Source organism: Bacillus sp. AF23, assembly GCF_020861455.1.
GTDB lineage: Bacteria > Bacillota > Bacilli > Bacillales > Bacillaceae > Bacillus > Bacillus halotolerans.
In genome coordinates this window covers 51,874-68,055 of the sequence record NZ_JAJHVY010000027.1, presented here as the reverse complement: position 1 = coordinate 68,055, position 16,182 = coordinate 51,874, and the positions used below count along the sequence as shown (strand labels likewise).

At 45.2% G+C, this 16,182-nt stretch carries 15 protein-coding genes and 1 pseudogene; 11 read left to right on the top strand and 5 right to left on the bottom strand.

Going from position 1 to position 16,182, the window contains the following annotated elements; all coding sequences use genetic code 11:
• Positions 1-52 precede the first annotated feature (52 nt).
• From LNN34_RS14105 to LNN34_RS14090, 4 genes are all read left to right on the top strand, one after another.
• Positions 53-2,059 (top strand): penicillin-binding transpeptidase domain-containing protein, encoded by a 2,007-nt coding sequence (locus LNN34_RS14105; RefSeq protein ID WP_229043673.1) that lies wholly within the window; start codon positions 53-55, stop codon positions 2,057-2,059.
• Positions 2,060-2,156: 97 nt separating this feature from the next.
• Positions 2,157-3,059 carry an aldo/keto reductase gene (locus tag LNN34_RS14100; protein WP_044161818.1) on the top strand — a complete coding sequence of 301 codons (903 nt, stop codon included), beginning with the start codon at positions 2,157-2,159 and terminating at the stop codon, positions 3,057-3,059.
• 190 nt (positions 3,060-3,249) lie between these two features.
• Positions 3,250-5,334 carry a BglG family transcription antiterminator gene (locus LNN34_RS14095; protein WP_199398648.1) on the top strand — a complete coding sequence of 695 codons (2,085 nt, stop codon included), beginning with the start codon at positions 3,250-3,252 and terminating at the stop codon, positions 5,332-5,334.
• A gap of 210 nt (positions 5,335-5,544) precedes the next feature.
• A complete protein-coding gene (locus LNN34_RS14090; RefSeq protein WP_044161813.1) occupies positions 5,545-7,056 on the top strand; it encodes a class I adenylate-forming enzyme family protein in 1,512 nt (503 codons plus the stop codon).
• 17 nt (positions 7,057-7,073) lie between these two features.
• Here LNN34_RS14090 and LNN34_RS14085 read toward each other — a convergent pair whose 3' ends face one another.
• Positions 7,074-7,670 carry a class I SAM-dependent methyltransferase gene (locus tag LNN34_RS14085; protein WP_229043672.1) on the bottom strand — a complete coding sequence of 199 codons (597 nt, stop codon included), beginning with the start codon at positions 7,668-7,670 and terminating at the stop codon, positions 7,074-7,076.
• A gap of 152 nt (positions 7,671-7,822) precedes the next feature.
• On the opposite strand from LNN34_RS14085, the gene LNN34_RS14080 reads away from it, so the two are divergent.
• The 5 genes from LNN34_RS14080 (at position 7,823) to amj (ending at position 11,664) form a co-directional block, all read left to right on the top strand.
• Entirely contained in the window at positions 7,823-8,683 is an 861-nt protein-coding gene (locus tag LNN34_RS14080) for an SDR family oxidoreductase (RefSeq protein WP_215510851.1), read from the top strand.
• A gap of 14 nt (positions 8,684-8,697) precedes the next feature.
• Positions 8,698-9,201 carry a D-lyxose ketol-isomerase gene (lyxE, locus tag LNN34_RS14075; protein WP_044161808.1) on the top strand — a complete coding sequence of 168 codons (504 nt, stop codon included), beginning with the start codon at positions 8,698-8,700 and terminating at the stop codon, positions 9,199-9,201.
• Between the two features lie 90 nt (positions 9,202-9,291).
• Positions 9,292-9,843 (top strand): GNAT family N-acetyltransferase, encoded by a 552-nt coding sequence (locus tag LNN34_RS14070; RefSeq protein WP_229043671.1) that lies wholly within the window; start codon positions 9,292-9,294, stop codon positions 9,841-9,843.
• A 77-nt stretch (positions 9,844-9,920) separates the two neighbouring features.
• Entirely contained in the window at positions 9,921-10,343 is a 423-nt protein-coding gene (locus tag LNN34_RS14065) for a pyridoxamine 5'-phosphate oxidase family protein (protein WP_044161805.1), read from the top strand.
• A gap of 511 nt (positions 10,344-10,854) precedes the next feature.
• Positions 10,855-11,664 carry a lipid II flippase Amj gene (gene amj, locus LNN34_RS14060; protein ID WP_024120260.1) on the top strand — a complete coding sequence of 270 codons (810 nt, stop codon included), beginning with the start codon at positions 10,855-10,857 and terminating at the stop codon, positions 11,662-11,664.
• A 38-nt stretch (positions 11,665-11,702) separates the two neighbouring features.
• On the opposite strand, the pseudogene LNN34_RS14055 reads toward amj, so the two are convergent.
• The 4 genes and pseudogenes from LNN34_RS14055 to LNN34_RS14040 form a co-directional block, all read right to left on the bottom strand.
• Positions 11,703-12,139 (bottom strand): annotated as a pseudogene (locus LNN34_RS14055) (carboxymuconolactone decarboxylase family protein).
• A 123-nt stretch (positions 12,140-12,262) separates the two neighbouring features.
• On the bottom strand, positions 12,263-12,553 hold the full coding sequence (locus LNN34_RS14050; RefSeq protein ID WP_229043670.1) for a DUF3817 domain-containing protein: 291 nt from the start codon (positions 12,551-12,553) through the stop codon (positions 12,263-12,265).
• Positions 12,554-12,655: 102 nt separating this feature from the next.
• On the bottom strand, positions 12,656-13,120 hold the full coding sequence (locus LNN34_RS14045) for a DUF6773 family protein (protein WP_044161801.1): 465 nt from the start codon (positions 13,118-13,120) through the stop codon (positions 12,656-12,658).
• Complete coding sequence (locus tag LNN34_RS14040; RefSeq protein WP_044161799.1) at positions 13,117-13,317, bottom strand: helix-turn-helix transcriptional regulator; 201 nt, start codon at positions 13,315-13,317, stop codon at positions 13,117-13,119. The genes LNN34_RS14045 and LNN34_RS14040 overlap by 4 nt, the downstream gene beginning before the upstream one ends.
• A 150-nt stretch (positions 13,318-13,467) precedes the next feature.
• On the opposite strand from LNN34_RS14040, the gene lrpC reads away from it, so the two are divergent.
• Both lrpC and LNN34_RS14030 read left to right on the top strand, forming a co-directional pair.
• Positions 13,468-13,902: a transcriptional regulator LrpC gene (gene lrpC / locus LNN34_RS14035; protein ID WP_044161797.1), complete on the top strand. Its 435-nt coding sequence runs from the start codon at positions 13,468-13,470 to the stop codon at positions 13,900-13,902.
• Positions 13,903-13,966: 64 nt separating this feature from the next.
• The gene (locus tag LNN34_RS14030) at positions 13,967-16,150 is read left to right on the top strand and encodes a DNA topoisomerase III (RefSeq protein WP_229043669.1); all 2,184 of its coding nucleotides are present in this window, start codon (positions 13,967-13,969) and stop codon (positions 16,148-16,150) included.
• Positions 16,151-16,182: the final 32 nt, after the last annotated feature.

Here is a 16,182-nt window from a genome sequence, read left to right as displayed (position 1 = left end):
CGCGTACTAATTCATTTAAGAGAAAATAACAAGTGGAAGGCAGGGGAAAGTCATGTGTAAAAAGTGTATTCTACTATTATTTCTATGTATCGGGCTGATCGGATTAATCGGATGCTCCAAAACAGATTCACCAGAGGATCGAATGGAAGCATTCGTAAAACAGTGGAACGATCAGCAATTCGATGACATGTATCAAAGCCTGACCAAAGATGTAAAAAAAGAAATCTCCAAAAAGGATTTCGTCAGCAGATATAAAACCATCTATGAGCAGGCAGGCGTAAAAAATCTGAAAATTACTGCGGGAAAAGTGGACGAGGATGATAAAGACAATAAAACGATGAAGCACATCCCATACAAAGTCAGCATGGACACAAATGCGGGCAAAGTCAGCTTTAAAAATACCGCTGTGCTGAAAAAAGAAAAAACAGATAACGAGGAGTCATGGAATATAGATTGGGACCCATCGTTTATTTTCAAGCAGCTGGCTGATGACAAAACCGTTCAAATCGCCAGCATTGAACCGAAACGCGGCCAAATCTACGATAAAAACGGGAAAGGCTTAGCCGTCAACACAGATGTTCCAGAAATCGGAATTATTCCCGGAGAACTTGGCGATAAAAAAGAAAAAGTCATAAAAGAGCTCGCGAAAAAACTGGATGTAACTGAAGATGACATCAACCAGAAGCTGAAACAAAGCTGGGTCAAAGATGATTCATTCGTGCCGGTCAAAAAAGTAAAACCGGACGAAGAAAAGTTAGTGTCTGAAGTGACGTCATTAAAAGGCGTCACAAGAACAAATGTCAGCTCGCGCTATTATCCGTATGGCGAAAAAACAGCCCATCTGACAGGCTACGTTCGCGCGATTACGGCGGAAGAACTGAAGAAAAAGAAAGACGGAACATACAGCGATACGTCAAACATCGGAATCGCAGGTCTTGAAAATGTGTATGAAGACAAGCTCAGAGGCACGACAGGATGGAAAATCTACGTTCCGCAAACCGGCGAAGTCATCGCTGAAACGAAAGCGAAAGACGGTGAGGATTTACATCTCACAATTGATATCAAAACGCAAACAAAGCTTTATGACGAACTGAGGGATGACAGCGGGGCGGCAGTCGCACTGCAGCCGCAGACAGGTGAAACACTGGCTCTTGTCAGCGCGCCTTCTTATGATCCAAACGGATTTATCTTCGGATGGAGCGATAAAGAATGGAAAAAACTAAACGAAGACAAAAACAACCCGTTTTCTGCGAAATTCAACAAAACATATGCACCAGGATCTACGATTAAACCGATCGCTGCTGCTATCGGCCTGAAAAACGGCACGCTTAAAGCCGCAGAGAAGAAAACAATCAAAGGGAAACAGTGGCAGAAAGATTCAAGCTGGGGTGGCTATTCTGTTACACGAGTGTCTGACAGCTTAGAGCAAGTGGATTTAGAACATGCCCTGATCACATCAGACAATATTTACTTTGCGCAAAACGCGCTCGATATGGGAGCGGACACCTTTACAAAAGGCATGAAAACATTTGGGTTTGCAGAGGATATCCCATTTGAATTCCCAGTCCAGCAATCGTCAATCGCAAACGACAAGCTTGACTCAGACATTTTGCTTGCGGATACAGGCTACGGACAGGGACAAATGCAAATGTCTCCGCTTCACTTAGCGGCAGCTTACACGCCATTTGTCGATAATGGAGACCTTGTGAAACCGACGCTTATCAAGAAAGACTCACAAACCGCTGATGTCTGGCACAAACAAGTGCTCACGAAAGAAGGAGCCGCCGATATTACAAAAGGATTGAAAGGTGTAGTCGAAGATGAGCGCGGGTCAGCGTATCAGCCTGTCGTAAAAGGAATTACTGTGGCTGGAAAAACGGGAACAGCCGAGCTGAAAAAATCAAAGGATGATAAAGACGGCACCGAAAATGGCTGGTTCGTCGGCTATGACTATAAAAACAAAGACCTGCTTGTCGCGATGATGATTCAAAATGTTCAAGATCACGGCGGCAGCCACTACGTAGTCGAAAAAGCAAAAAAGCAATTTCAATCGAAATAAAACCTTTTTAACGGGAGTGAAAGGGAAAAGAGCGTCTGAGGCCGAATGATCTAGTAAGGGGCAAAAACCCGGTTTATAAAGAAAAGAGGGATTTTGCATGCAGCGTATTCATTTGGCGGAGGATCTTCAATTTTCAAGAGTGATACACGGGCTTTGGCGTCTGAATGAATGGAACTATTCAGACGCTGAGCTGCTCAGTCTCATTGAGTGGTGTGTCGATCAAGGCATCACCACCTTTGATCATGCGGATATTTACGGGGGCTACACGTGCGAAAAAGGGTTTGGAAATGCTCTTGCCCTTTCACCCGGATTAAGGGAAAATATAGAGCTGGTCACAAAATGCGGCATCGTTCTTGAATCACCTGAACGCCCTGCCCACAGATCGCACCATTATAATACAAGCAAAACACACATTCTCGCGTCTGTTGAACAGTCGCTTTTGAATCTCAGAACGGATTATATCGATGTGCTGCTGATTCACAGACCGGACCCGCTCATGGACCCGGAAGGAGTGGCTGAGGCGTTTCATGCGCTGAAAAGCTCCGGCAAGGTCAGATATTTCGGTGTGTCGAACTTTAAAGGCCATCAATATCGGATGCTGGAATCGTATCTGCCTGAAAAGCTTGTCACCAATCAGATTGAGCTTTCCGCATATGAACTAGAAAATATTCAGGACGGCACATTGAACCTGTGTCAGGAAAAACGGATTTCTCCGATGGCCTGGTCGCCGCTTGCAGGCGGTAAAGTATTCGCCGGAAACACGGAAAAAGATCGGCGCATTCGCACGGCGCTTGAAACTGTTCAGGCTGAAATCGGTGCCGCCTCATTGGACGAGGTGATGTACGCATGGCTGTTCACGCATCCGGCCGGCATCATGCCGATTGTCGGAAGCGGAAAACGAGAGCGTATTTCCGCCGCGGTAAACGCCTTGGCGTATAAGCTTGATCAGGATCAGTGGTTCCGTATTTATACAGCCGTACAAGGCCGCGATATACCATAAAGAAAAAGCATCAGCATAACGGCTGATGCTTTTTCAATATTGTCACACCGCTTAGTGCCAAATTCCCATTTATAAGTGATTGAATCCTGTTTGAAAGCGTTTTATATTAATAAAGAAAACCTCTTTTTTTCCTCTTCCTATATCTCCATGCGACTTCATCCGCACATCACGAATGTCTGGAGGCCTTTTTATGTATATGACTGCAAGAGAACAAAAGCTTTTAAAGCATTTATTATTACTGAACCGGTATGTAACCGTAACGGAGCTGGCTGAGCTGATGGAAGTGAGCACCAGAACCATTCACAGGGAGCTGAAATCAATCAAGCCGCTGATGGAGACTATGGGGCTCAAGCTCGATAAACAGCCCGGCAAAGGTTTGAAGGCGGTAGGAAATCCCGAAGATAAACAAAAGCTGCTCACCGAGCTGTCACATGAACAGCATGAATACAGCGCCGACGAACGAAAACTGCTGATTCTCTGTTCGCTATTGGAGTCCCAAGAACCAGTGAAGCTGTACACGCTGGCTCATGATCTGCAAGTCACCAATGCTACGGTCAGCTACGATTTAGATGAGCTGGAGAAATGGATTTCTCCGTTCGGGTTGACACTGATCCGAAAAAGAGGCTTTGGCATCCAGCTGATGGGGCCGGAGAACGCGAAACGAAAGATTGTCGGCAATCTGATTGTGAACCGCCTCGATATCCAAATGTTTTTGGAAGCGGTTGAATTAAACATTAAAGGAAAAGCCGATTCCTCCGAGAAGATGTTCGGGGTTGTCAGCAAAGGCGAGCTGTTAAAAATGGAGCGGATTTTATTCCAGCTGAAAGAAAAAATCGCATTTTCTCTATCTGACAGCTCCTATATAGCGCTTGTCGTTCATCTGACGTTTGCGATCGAACGCATTAAACTGGGCGAAACGATCAGCATGGAAGAGAGCGATCTTGGTGAACTCAAGAGTGCAAAAGAATACAGCTCTGCTCTGGAAATCGCGGGCGAGCTTGAACGTGCTTTCGGCGTGACGATCCCGGAAGCGGAGGTCGGCTATATTACGATCCACCTGCGAAGCGCCAACCGCAAATACAAAACAGAATACAGAGCGCAGGAAATAGAGCTCGAAACAGCCTTGCAAACAAAACGGCTGATCGCTTTTATTTCAGAAAAAATCAGAATGGATCTGACGAAAAACTACTCTTTATATGAAGGATTGATTGCCCATTTGGAGCCGGCCATCAGCCGCATGAAAGAAAACATCGACATCTATAATCCAATGAAGGAACAGATCAAGCGAGATTATTTTCTGCTGTATATGGCGATAGAAGAGGGCGTAGAAAAATTCTTCCCGGACATGTCCTTTTCTGATGATGAAATCGCCTTTATCGTTCTTCACTTCGGTTCAGCGCTTGAAATCAAAAAAGAAGAAGCAAAAGTGAAAGCGCTTGTTGTCTGCTCAAGCGGAATCGGTTCTTCGAAAATGCTTGCTTCGAGATTGAAGAAAGAGCTGCCTGAAATTGAATCGTTTGATATGTCATCACTGATCGAGCTGAAGGACCGCGACACTCATGCCTATGATATGATTGTGTCCACTGTGCCGATCCCTTATCAAAACATCGATTATATTATGGTCAGCCCGCTTTTAAATGAGGAAGACGCAAACCAGGTGAAGCAGTATATCAAGCGGAAAATCCCGCTCATTCTTGAGAAAAAAAGAAGCCCGAAGGAAGAAACGCGGCAAGCCGACATCCCTGACATGCTGGCAGCGGCGGAGAGCGTGGGACGATACATGGCGGTGATTCAAGACGTCTTGCGCCATTTTTCACTCACTAAAATGAAAACAAAGCCGGATCACGGCATGCTGCTGTTTGAGCTTTTTCAACAGCTGAAAAAGGATGGCCTCATCCGAGATCCGAAAAAAGCGGCGGATTGCCTTGCAGAACGCGAAAAACAAGGGGGATTGGGCATACCGGGTACAAACATGGCGCTGTATCATCTCAAAAATGATCATATCGTCCTGCCTTTTTTCAAAATGTATGACCTCAGCACATCTTTTGAAGTCAATGGCATGGACGGAAATACCCTCGATATGACAAGAATTCTCGTCATGATGGCGCCGGCCACATTATCAGCTGAAGGATCAGAGATTTTGAGTGCGATCAGCTCTGCCATTATTGAAAGCGGAGAAAGCATGGCGGGCTTTCAGGAGGAAGGGGAACGAGAACTGTATCAGCGATTAAACCGCATCTTTTTCACATGGATGAAAGAAAAAAACATCCCGTAATCACCCATTTCACACGCCAAAAAAAGGCGTGTGTTTTTGTATGGATGCAGCACAAAATAAAAAAATGCGGGACTATTTTATCATTCTGTAATGGAATAATTCCAAAATGAAATAGTTTTACAAGTTATCTTTTTTGGGTTAAAATGGGTGAGGTAAGGAAGACAATCTAACAAATTATTGAAGATTCAAGAGAATATAGGAGATGACAATATGGAAACATTACAGCATCTGATTCTGCATGACATGCCGGATAGCGAAGATATAGAAGCTGTAAAAAGCGGAGCCCACACACTGACATATGCAGCATATCACAAACGGATCAATCAGCTGGCGAATGCTCTGCTTCAAAAAGGAATTCAAAAAGGCGACCGTGTGGCTTTGCTTTGCAAAAATGGCCACCCCGCATCAACCATTATGTTTGCCGCACTTGAAATCGGGGCCGTTGTAGTGCCCGTCAGCTGGCAGCTGAAACCATACGAGATGACAGGCATTTTAAAAGCAAGTGAACCGAAAGCATTGTTTTACGGAACGGAATTTAAAGAGATAATGGATGAAGTGCTGCCTGAGCTGTCTTCTGTGCGTTTGATCATGGAAACAGGAACAGCGTATGAGACGTCTCCAGTGTTTGAGGCGCTTTTTGCAGGCCCTGATCATTTGCCGGAAGCAGAAACGGTTTCTCCGGATGATACAGCGCTTCTGATGTTTACGTCAGGGACAACAGGAAATCCGAAAAGATGCATGATCACCCATGGCGGTATATACAATTACGTATCAAAGTCAAATAGCTCAAGCGCACGAATGAAAAATCTGCGTTTTCTTGCGTGCCACCCGATTTATCATACGAGCGCGCTTATTTGTATCATGCTTGGAACGTTTGCGGGAACCACGTTTATTTTTACAAAGGATCAAGATCCCGTTCGTATGCTGAAGGTTATTGAAGAAGAAAAAATTCAAACGATTATGGCCCTTCCTGTGTTTTACACTTATTTGCTTGAGGCGTGGGAAGAACATCAAACCGATCTGTCCTCGCTCATCATTTTAATGACAGGCGGAACAAAAGTGCCTAGCAGCCTGATTCAGCGGTATCTAGATATCGGAATCCAGCTCGCTCACGGTTACGGAAGCACAGAAGCTTGGGGGATCAGCACATGGGTTCCTGAAATGGGAATGGATAAAGCGGCCTCTGCCGGTAAACCCGTTGCTGATGTTCAAGTCAAGGTAGAAAATCCTGAGACGAGAGAAGAGCTGCCGCAAGGTGAAATCGGAGAAATCGTTGTCCACAGCCCATTCTTATTTAAAGGCTATGAGGAAAACCCTGAAGCGACAGCAAAAGTGCTGCAAAACGGCTGGTTCAGAACCGGAGATTCCGGCTACTTGGATGAGGACGGCTTTATCTTCATCACCGGACGCTACAAGGATGTCATTATTTACGGAGGCGACAATGTCTATCCTGATCAGGTGGAAGAAGTCATCCAGCAGATCCCGGGCATCCTTGAAACAGCAGTGGTCGGGATACCGGATCAGCTGTACGGAGAAAAACCAAAAGCCTTTATCGTCACTAACGGCACTCAGGAAATAACTGAAGCGGATGTCATTGCATTTTGTAAAGAACGCTTGTCCGCTTACAAAATTCCTGAAATCGAATTCGTAAAGGAACTTCCGAAAAATAATCTCGGCAAAGTGAAAAAAGACGTTTTGCGCAAGCAAGCCGTACATTCATAACAGAAAAAGCCCGTCATTTATGTGACGGGCTTTTTTGCGGTTGCACAGACTGAAAGCTCAGGTTTAATGTCTTTATATTGGATATCAATGTCTTTGAAGCCTGCCGCTTTCAGGTCAGCAAGCATCTGTTTTCCGAACGATTCAGTTTTCTCGGGACCGGCATCTGCTTCCCGGGGCTGCATCGTAATAGCTGCTTTGCCGCCGGATTTTAATGCTTGAAAAATCTGTTTGATGCCTTCTTGCTGGTCTTTCCAAATCGTGTAGTTGTTAACGGAAATGACTTTATCGTAATACGCGGCGGGGAGGGGGAACGTTTCAATGCTGCCCTGTATCAGGCTAACACGGTCTGTTTTTAATCTGTGTGCAGCCAGCTTCAGCATAGCCTCTGATACATCAATCCCATGAATATGAACGCTCTTTTCGCGTTTCAGCATCTGCTTTATGCAGTATCCCGGTCCAAAACCGACTTCTAGAATGCGGTCTCCACGTGTTAAGCCAAGCTGATCTATTGTCCACTGATTCAGTGTTTTATTTTCAGCAGCCATGATGTATCCGGCAAGTATGCCGAACATCCCCTTCGGTCTGCTGAATTTTTTAGAAAGCATGTTAATCATTCAGCAACCTCCTTTTCACATCATTTTCCTCCTTGCGTTTCATGTGAAACATTTTTCTGATAAAGCATTCCGAAGGTGCTCATCCATGTTTACCCAGAGTATGCACGAGGTACACAACAAATAGACATGAAAAACAAAGGAGGAGAATCATCATGGCAAACTATCCGAAAGATCTGCCGGCACAAACCCAAAATCGCCAGCCGGGAATCGAAAGCGAAATGAATCCAAGTCCGGTATATGAGTACGAACATTATAAAGGTGCGGATAAATTAAAAGGAAAAGTCGCACTCATTACAGGCGGTGACAGCGGAATCGGACGTGCGGTATCTGTCGCTTACGCAAAGGAAGGCGCTGACATCGCCATTGTATACAAGGATGAGCAGGGAGATGCTGAAGATACAAAAAAACGCGTGGAACAAGAAGGCGTGAAATGTCTCTTAATCTCCGGAGATGTAGGCGAAGAGGAGTTCTGTAATGAAGCGGTTGAAAAAACAGTCAATGAACTCGGCCGTCTGGATATCCTTGTGAACAATGCCGGTGAGCAGCATCCGAAGGAAAGCATCAAAGATATTTCAAGCGAACAGCTTCACCGCACATTCAAAACAAACTTTTATTCACAATTTTATTTGACTAAAAAAGCAATTGATTATATGAAACCAGGCAGCGCGATCATCAATACGACATCCATCAACCCGTACGTAGGGAACCCGACACTGATTGATTATACAGCGACAAAAGGGGCGATCAACGCCTTTACAAGAACAATGGCGCAGGCGCTTGTCAAAGACGGCATCCGTGTAAATGCGGTAGCGCCGGGACCAATCTGGACGCCGTTAATTCCGTCTACATTCTCAGAAGATACAGTCGCTCAATTTGGGCAAAATACGCCGATGGGCCGTCCGGGTCAGCCTGTTGAGCATGTCGGCTGCTATGTGCTGCTGGCATCAGATGAATCATCCTATATGACAGGACAAACGCTGCATGTAAACGGCGGAGGCTTTGTGACGACGTAAAAGGGAGTGAGGAAATGAGCATCACGAAAGAAGAAGTAAACAGCTACTATCAAAAAGCCGGTATTGTCTTAACGGATGATGAAGTAGAACAAATTCAGCTCATGGACTACGGCTTGGGAAAAGAACGAAAAGCCGGGCTCCAGCTCTTTGTCTATGTGAATACAGACCGTTATTGTTCAAAGGAACTGGTGCTGTTTCCGGGGCAGACTTGCCCGGAGCATCGCCATCCGCCGGTTGACGGGCAGGAAGGCAAGCAGGAGACCTTCCGCTGCCGCTACGGAAAAGTGTATCTATATGTTGAAGGAGAAAACACGCAGCTTCCAAAGGTTCTTCCTCCTCAAGAGGATAAAGAATACTATACAGTCTGGCATGAGATCGAGCTTGAACCCGGCGGGCAATATACAATTCCGCCGAACACGAAGCATTGGTTCCAGGCCGGGGAGGAAGGCGCTGTCGTAACGGAAATGTCTTCGACTAGCACAGACAAACATGACATCTTTACCGACCCTAGAATTTAAGGATGAGGCTTAAAAAGCCCATCCTTTTTTTATATTGAAAAAAACGGAAACACCGTTATAATGGGTAAAAAAGGAAAGAGGGCGAGGGAGATGTTCACCTGCAGTGTAAACGAGCACATTACCATCCGGTTATTGGAGCCAAAGGATGCGGATCGGCTGGCAGCGATCATTCATGAGAACCAACAGCGAATCAGCCAATGGCTATTCTGGGCTGAAAATCCAAGTGATGCCGAAACGTACAGGGAAACCCTTATTCCCGATTGGCGGCGTCAGTATGCTGACCTGAACGGAATCGAAGCGGGGATTCTGTATGACGGCAGCTTGTGCGGCATGATTGGCCTGCATAACCTTGACCAAGTGAATAAAAAAGCGGAAATTGGCTATTGGATTGACGGGGAATACGAAGGAAAAGGCATTATCACTGCCGCCTGCCGGGCACTCATCACATATGCTTTTCAGGACCTGGAATTGAATCGGGTTGCGATCTGCGCGGCTGCCGGAAATCACAAAAGCAGAGCGATCCCGGAGCGCCTCGGCTTTCAAGAGGAAAGAATAGCAAGGGAAGGCATATTCATTAAAGGCAAGTTCCACGATCTCGTCTATTACAGTCTGTTAAAGCGTGAATGGGAAGCAGAAAAATAAAGAGCGCATTTTCTTGTTTAAATCGTTCCCGGATGTGGAAAAGTAACAGCGGAGACGTTAAAAAGGAGTGATTCAAGATGAATCAGCAAGATATTAAACAAAAAGTGCTTGATGTTCTAGATCACCATAAAGTAGGTTCGCTCGCAACGGTTCAAAAGGGCAAACCGCATTCCCGCTACATGACTTTCTTCCATGACGGGCTGACGATTTATACACCGACAAGCAAAGAAACTCATAAAGCTGAAGAAATTGAGAATAACCCTAATGTGCACATTTTATTAGGTTATGATTGTGAAGGCTTTGGCGATGCGTATGTCGAAGTCACAGGAAAAGCAAAAATAAACAATTCATCAGAATTGAAAGACAAAATCTGGAGTTCTAAATTGGAGCGCTGGTTCGACGGCAAGGAAGACCCGAACCTGGTGATTCTTGAAATCGAACCGGAAGATATCAGACTAATGAATGCGGGAGAGAAAACACCAGTCTCACTCGAATTATAATAAAAGTTTGTATTTGCAGGGGCGATATGTTATCATGAATAGCTAAGCAAGAAAAATAAGCAAATAAAAAAGAAAGTAAACTTCTTTTTTCTGTTTTGAGAGAGAAGCTTTTACCGCTTCACAAGCAGCAAACCAGCTGCCCTTATTCTTTTCCTTCATAACAAATCGCCCCTAACGATGAGATGGAAAAAAGACTTTTTTGTTTTACAATTCACACCGGCGCGGCTTCGGAGCCGCAGTGACGATTGAGAGGTAGGGCTTTCGTTGTCTTGTGTTCAAGAAATTTCCATGGTGTTTACTTTCCAGAATGATTCTTCGGAACAATGCTACATGAATCGAACCCGCCCGAATCGGCGGATCATATAATCTTTATTTGCGTATAGAAAAGAATAAGACAAACCGCTCGGCGTAAGCCGGCGGTTTTTTATTGTGAAAAAAACAAATCACACATGAAACTTCTGGTTGTTTCCTTCAGTCTTATCACTAGGATGAAACTGGAGGAAAGAATACCGTGCATGTCATTACAACACAAGTCGTTTTTATTTTCTGTTTTTTGTTATTGATTCACTCAATAGAGACCCTTGCCTATGCCACAAGGCTTTCAGGGGCCCGGGTAGGGTTTATCGCGTCCGCGCTTTCCTTGTTTAATGTCATGGTAATCGTGTCAAGAATGTCAAACATGGTGCAGCAGCCCTTCACGGGGCGCTTAATTGACGATGCCGGAAAAAACGCGCTGGCACTCGTGGGCGAGCAATTCCGGTTCCTGATCTTTGGCTCGACGGTTGGGACTATTGTGGGCATTATCCTGCTCCCGTCGTTTGTCGCCCTGTTTTCACGTGCGATCATCCACTTGGCGGGCGGGGGCGGCTCCGTTTTACAAGTTTTTCGGAAAGGATTTTCTAAGAATGGATTTAAAAATGCCTGCTCCTATTTGCGTCTGCCGTCTGCTTCGTATTTGAAGGGATTTCACATGCGCTTGATTCCAAAACGGCTGTTTGTCATCAACATGCTGATCACGTCCATTTATACAATTGGCGTGCTCTCCGCATTGTACGCAGGGCTGCTAGCACCCGAGCGAAGCACGACGGCGGTTATGGCATCAGGCTTAATCAACGGGATTGCGACGATGCTGCTGGCCATTTTTGTTGACCCGAAAGTGTCAGTTCTTGCCGATGATGTGGCAAAAGGAAAACGAAGCTACGTTTATTTGAAATGGACCTCTGTGACAATGGTGACGTCAAGGGTGGCGGGCACGCTTCTTGCCCAGCTTATGTTTATCCCTGGCGCATATTATATCGCGTGGCTGACAAAATGGTTTTGATAGCGAAAAGCTGACCTGGTAAAAGGTCAGCTTTTTATTTATTCGGCGATGTTGCCCATAGAGATGGCGATTCGGTTCCAGCTGTTAATCTGATTAATGATGAGGATGAGATCAACATATTCTTTTTCATTATAAATTTACGCACCTCTTGATAAACATCATCAGGCACACGCTTGTTAGAAATAAAAGTGACATGCTCCGTCAGCAATAATGCTGCTTTTTCTTCAGGTGTATAAAAACTGCACTCTTCCCAAGCGTTTAATCCGTAAATGCGCTGTTCGGTTTCTCCCATTTTTCGGGCATCCTTCGTATGAATGTTAATGCAGTAGGCGCAGCCGTTTAATGGTGATGCTCTTATTTTCATTAGCTCTCTTGTTGTCCGGTTAATACCGGATGTTTTCGTGTATGCCTCCATATTCATCATGATATGTAATCCATCAGGTGCTATTTGGTCGTAGGGAATCCTCTTCGTCATCATTCCATCTCCTTTCACTACTGTATATTTTTTCATGATGATTGGGTTAAAAAAGAAAACAGCCTGAAGCAGATCCAAGCTGTTTTTCTTAACAGTGCGGCGCACAACATGCCGCTTTATCGTTTATTTAAAGTTTCTTAATCCGCGGTCGTACAAAAAGTTTCCGAATGGGACGAATGCGGCGACGAAACCGGCGGCTGACCATTTCAGCGACCATTTCACAGAGAATGTCACATAGGCCAACACAAGCAAATACAAAATAAACAATCCGCCGTGAACAGAACCGACAATTGTTACCGCAAGCGAAAGGCCTGCCCAATATTTGAGCGGCATGGCGATGAAAAGCAGGATTAAGAGTGACATTCCTTCAATAAAACCCATCGTGCGAAGTCTTCCGATCGGCGTTTGCAGCATAAATCGCCCTCCTTGTGGACACGTTTTCATCTATACTATAAACAATCCTACGGGCATATATGACAAGATTCAGAAAATGTTCGGAAAACATTCATATTTGGCTTACTCATCATCCAGCTCTTTGTTTTTTAGAAAAGATCTTCGGAGACTTAAAAAGTTGATGATAAAATAAAAGAAGAAAAACAGAATTGCGAACGTCAATGCGTCCAGCCACTCATGAAGAGTATGTGGACAGCCTGTAAACAGTATACTAATAATAAAAAACATTACACCTGTTGTAAGGCTCGCTGCCAATATTTCTTTTCTTTTTTTTCGGTAGGTCACTTCAGTCGCAATCTCAGGGTGCTCAAGACCTGATAGTAAATAGCGAATGAGGATATATCCTGCGAAAACAGCAAATCCCACACCGCTTACCATGTACTCCATAGGATCTCGTTGAAGAACAAAACCTCTAATAATGAGATCTATCAGCATTAAGGCAGCAAGTATAAATCCTGCTTCCCCATAAAACTGTTTCATTTTCTTTTCGACATATTCATCTTTAAAAACAAAAAATAAATGCTTCATTGGCAGTCCCCTTCCCAAAATAATTCATCCAGTGTCTTATCCAGCGCCTTCGCAATCGCGATGCATAGCTGCAGCGTTGGATTGTACCTGCCTTTTTCAATCAATCCGATAGTTTGCCTAGTCACTTGAACATATTGTGCCAATTGAGATTGGGTCCACCCCTTTTCCACCCGTGCGAGTTTTACGCGATTCGTCATGTTTGCACCTCTATGTAATTTATATATTGCATAATGTTAAATATATATTACTTTCCATCTGTTCGAAAGTCAATGAAATCTAAATCTTTACCTTGTCATTTACACAAATTCCCGAGATAATGTGAACAAAAATAAAAGAAGGATTCTGATATGAAACTTGACCAAATTGATTTGAATATCATTGCGGAATTGAAAAAAGACAGCCGTTTGTCCATGAGAGAGTTAGGAAGGAAAATTAAGCTGTCCCCGCCATCGGTCACCGAACGGGTGAGACAGCTGGAATCGTTTGGCATCATTAAGCAATATACGCTGGAGGTTGATCAGAAAAAAATTGGCCTTCCAGTTTCCTGTATTGTCGAAGCAACCGTCAAAAACGGGGATTACGATCGATTCAAAAGCTACATTCAAACGCTGCCTAATATTGAATTTTGCTATCGGATTGCAGGAGCGGCCTGCTATATACTGAAAATCAACGCGGAGAGCCTTGAAGCAGTAGAAGCTTTCATCAACAAAACAACGCCTTACGCCCAAACCGTCACTCACGTCATTTTCTCAGAAATTGACACGAAAAACGGGCGCGGTTAGAGAGTGATTGTTCAAGTCTGTTATAATAAAAGGATGAGCGTGAAAGAAAGAGAAGTGATCAAGCATGTCAAAAACAGTTGTATTAGCTGAAAAACCTTCAGTCGGCCGCGATTTGGCCCGGGTGCTGAAGTGCCATAAAAAAGGGAACGGTTATCTCGAAGGAGATCAATATATTGTCACATGGGCTTTAGGCCATTTGGTGACACTTGCTGATCCGGAAGGCTACGGAAAAGAATTTCAATCATGGCGGCTTGAGGATCTGCCGATTATCCCCGAACCGCTAAAGCTTGTTGTTATCAAAAAAACCGGAAAGCAGTTCAATGCAGTGAAAGCGCAGCTTACCCGCAAAGATGTCAATCAGATCGTCATCGCCACTGATGCCGGCCGGGAAGGTGAGCTCGTCGCACGCTGGATCATTGAAAAAGCGAACGTCCGCAAACCGATCAAGCGGCTGTGGATTTCATCTGTGACGGATAAAGCGATCAAGGAAGGTTTTCAAAAGCTGCGCAGCGGCAAAGAGTATGAAAATCTGTACCACTCAGCCGTTGCCAGAGCAGAAGCGGATTGGATTGTCGGCATTAACGCGACCCGTGCGCTCACCACAAAATTCAATGCCCAGCTTTCATGCGGACGTGTGCAGACGCCGACGCTAGCCATGATTGCCAAGCGCGAGGCGGACATCCAAGCCTTTAAGCCTGTTCCGTATTACGGCATTCGCGCAGCAGTCGATGGAATGACGCTGACGTGGCAGGACAAAAAATCGAAGCAGACGAGAACATTCGATCAAGGCGTGACAAGCCGTTTGTTAAAAGAACTTGATGGAAAACAGGCGGTGATCGCTGAACTGAAAAAAACAGCGAAAAAAAGCTTTGCTCCTGCGCTTTACGACTTGACGGAACTCCAGCGGGACGCCCACAAACGTTTCGGATTTTCCGCCAAAGAAACGCTCTCAGTTCTGCAGAAGCTGTATGAGCAGCACAAGCTTGTCACATATCCGCGGACAGACTCACGGTTTTTATCCAGTGACATTGTCCCAACCTTAAAAGACCGGCTGGAGGGCATGGAAGTGAAACCGTATGCCCAATATGTCACTCAAATTAAAAAGCGCGGCATCAAATCGCACAAAGGCTACGTCAATGATGCTAAGGTGTCAGACCACCATGCGATTATCCCGACTGAAGAGCCGCTTGTTCTCAGCAGTCTCAGCGATAAAGAACGCAAGCTGTATGACCTGATTGCCAAACGTTTCTTAGCTGTGCTGATGCCGGCTTTCGAATATGAAGAAACAAAGGTCATGGCAGAAATCGGCGGAGAAACCTTTACGGCGAAGGGAAAAACCGTACAGTCACAAGGCTGGAAAGCTGTTTATGATATGGCTGACGAGGATGACGAGCAGGAGGACGACAGAGATCAGACGCTGCCGGCTCTGCAAAAAGGCGCCTCGCTCACTGTCCGCACATTAACTGAAACAAGCGGCCAAACCAAACCGCCGGCCCGTTTTAATGAAGGGACGCTGCTGTCAGCGATGGAGAACCCAAGCGCCTTTATGCAGGGAGAAGAAAAAGACCTTGTGAAAACGCTCGGCGAAACAGGCGGTCTCGGCACGGTTGCAACGCGTGCCGATATTATTGAAAAACTGTTCAACAGCTTTTTAATTGAGAAAAAAGACAAAGACATTTTTATCACCTCAAAAGGAAAACAGCTCCTGCAGCTCGTTCCAGAGGATTTGAAATCACCTGCCTTAACGGCAGAGTGGGAACAAAAGCTGTCCGCCATTGCGGCCGGAAAATTAAAATCCGCTGTCTTTATTAAAGACATGAAGGCTTATGCTAAGCAAACAGTAACAGAAATCAAAAACAGCAGCCAAACCTTCAGACATGATAACATCACGGGAACGGCATGTCCGGAGTGCGGCAAAATGATGCTGAAGGTCAACGGCAAGCGCGGCACCATGCTCGTGTGCCAGGACCGGGAATGCGGAAGCAGAAAAACGATCGCCAGAAAAACAAACGCGCGCTGCCCGAACTGCCATAAAAGAATGGAGCTTCGCGGCCAAGGAGAAGGCCAGACCTTCGCGTGCGTTTGCGGGCACCGTGAGAAGCTTTCTGTATTTGAAAAACGGAAAAACAAAGACAAAGGGCGCGCTACAAAGCGGGACGTCTCTTCTTATATGAAAAAACAAAATAAGGACGAACCGATTAACAATGCGCTGGCGGAACAGCTGAAGAAACTCGGTTTGGATCAATAAAAAGAAACCTGTGCGATTCGCACAGGTTTTTT

Excerpts from the sequence above, each read along its gene's own strand:
- LNN34_RS14105 (WP_229043673.1), top strand. The coding sequence starts at position 53 with ATGTGTAAAAAGTGTATTCTACTATTATTTCTATGTATCGGGCTGATC.
- LNN34_RS14100 (WP_044161818.1), top strand. The coding sequence starts at position 2,157 with ATGCAGCGTATTCATTTGGCGGAGGATCTTCAATTTTCAAGAGTGATA.
- LNN34_RS14095 (WP_199398648.1), top strand. The coding sequence starts at position 3,250 with ATGTATATGACTGCAAGAGAACAAAAGCTTTTAAAGCATTTATTATTA.
- LNN34_RS14090 (WP_044161813.1), top strand. The coding sequence starts at position 5,545 with ATGGAAACATTACAGCATCTGATTCTGCATGACATGCCGGATAGCGAA.
- LNN34_RS14085 (WP_229043672.1), bottom strand. The coding sequence starts at position 7,670 with ATGATTAACATGCTTTCTAAAAAATTCAGCAGACCGAAGGGGATGTTC.
- LNN34_RS14080 (WP_215510851.1), top strand. The coding sequence starts at position 7,823 with ATGGCAAACTATCCGAAAGATCTGCCGGCACAAACCCAAAATCGCCAG.
- lyxE (WP_044161808.1), top strand. The coding sequence starts at position 8,698 with ATGAGCATCACGAAAGAAGAAGTAAACAGCTACTATCAAAAAGCCGGT.
- LNN34_RS14070 (WP_229043671.1), top strand. The coding sequence starts at position 9,292 with ATGTTCACCTGCAGTGTAAACGAGCACATTACCATCCGGTTATTGGAG.
- LNN34_RS14065 (WP_044161805.1), top strand. The coding sequence starts at position 9,921 with ATGAATCAGCAAGATATTAAACAAAAAGTGCTTGATGTTCTAGATCAC.
- LNN34_RS14050 (WP_229043670.1), bottom strand. The coding sequence starts at position 12,553 with ATGCTGCAAACGCCGATCGGAAGACTTCGCACGATGGGTTTTATTGAA.
- LNN34_RS14045 (WP_044161801.1), bottom strand. The coding sequence starts at position 13,120 with ATGAAGCATTTATTTTTTGTTTTTAAAGATGAATATGTCGAAAAGAAA.
- LNN34_RS14040 (WP_044161799.1), bottom strand. The coding sequence starts at position 13,317 with ATGACGAATCGCGTAAAACTCGCACGGGTGGAAAAGGGGTGGACCCAA.
- lrpC (WP_044161797.1), top strand. The coding sequence starts at position 13,468 with ATGAAACTTGACCAAATTGATTTGAATATCATTGCGGAATTGAAAAAA.
- LNN34_RS14030 (WP_229043669.1), top strand. The coding sequence starts at position 13,967 with ATGTCAAAAACAGTTGTATTAGCTGAAAAACCTTCAGTCGGCCGCGAT.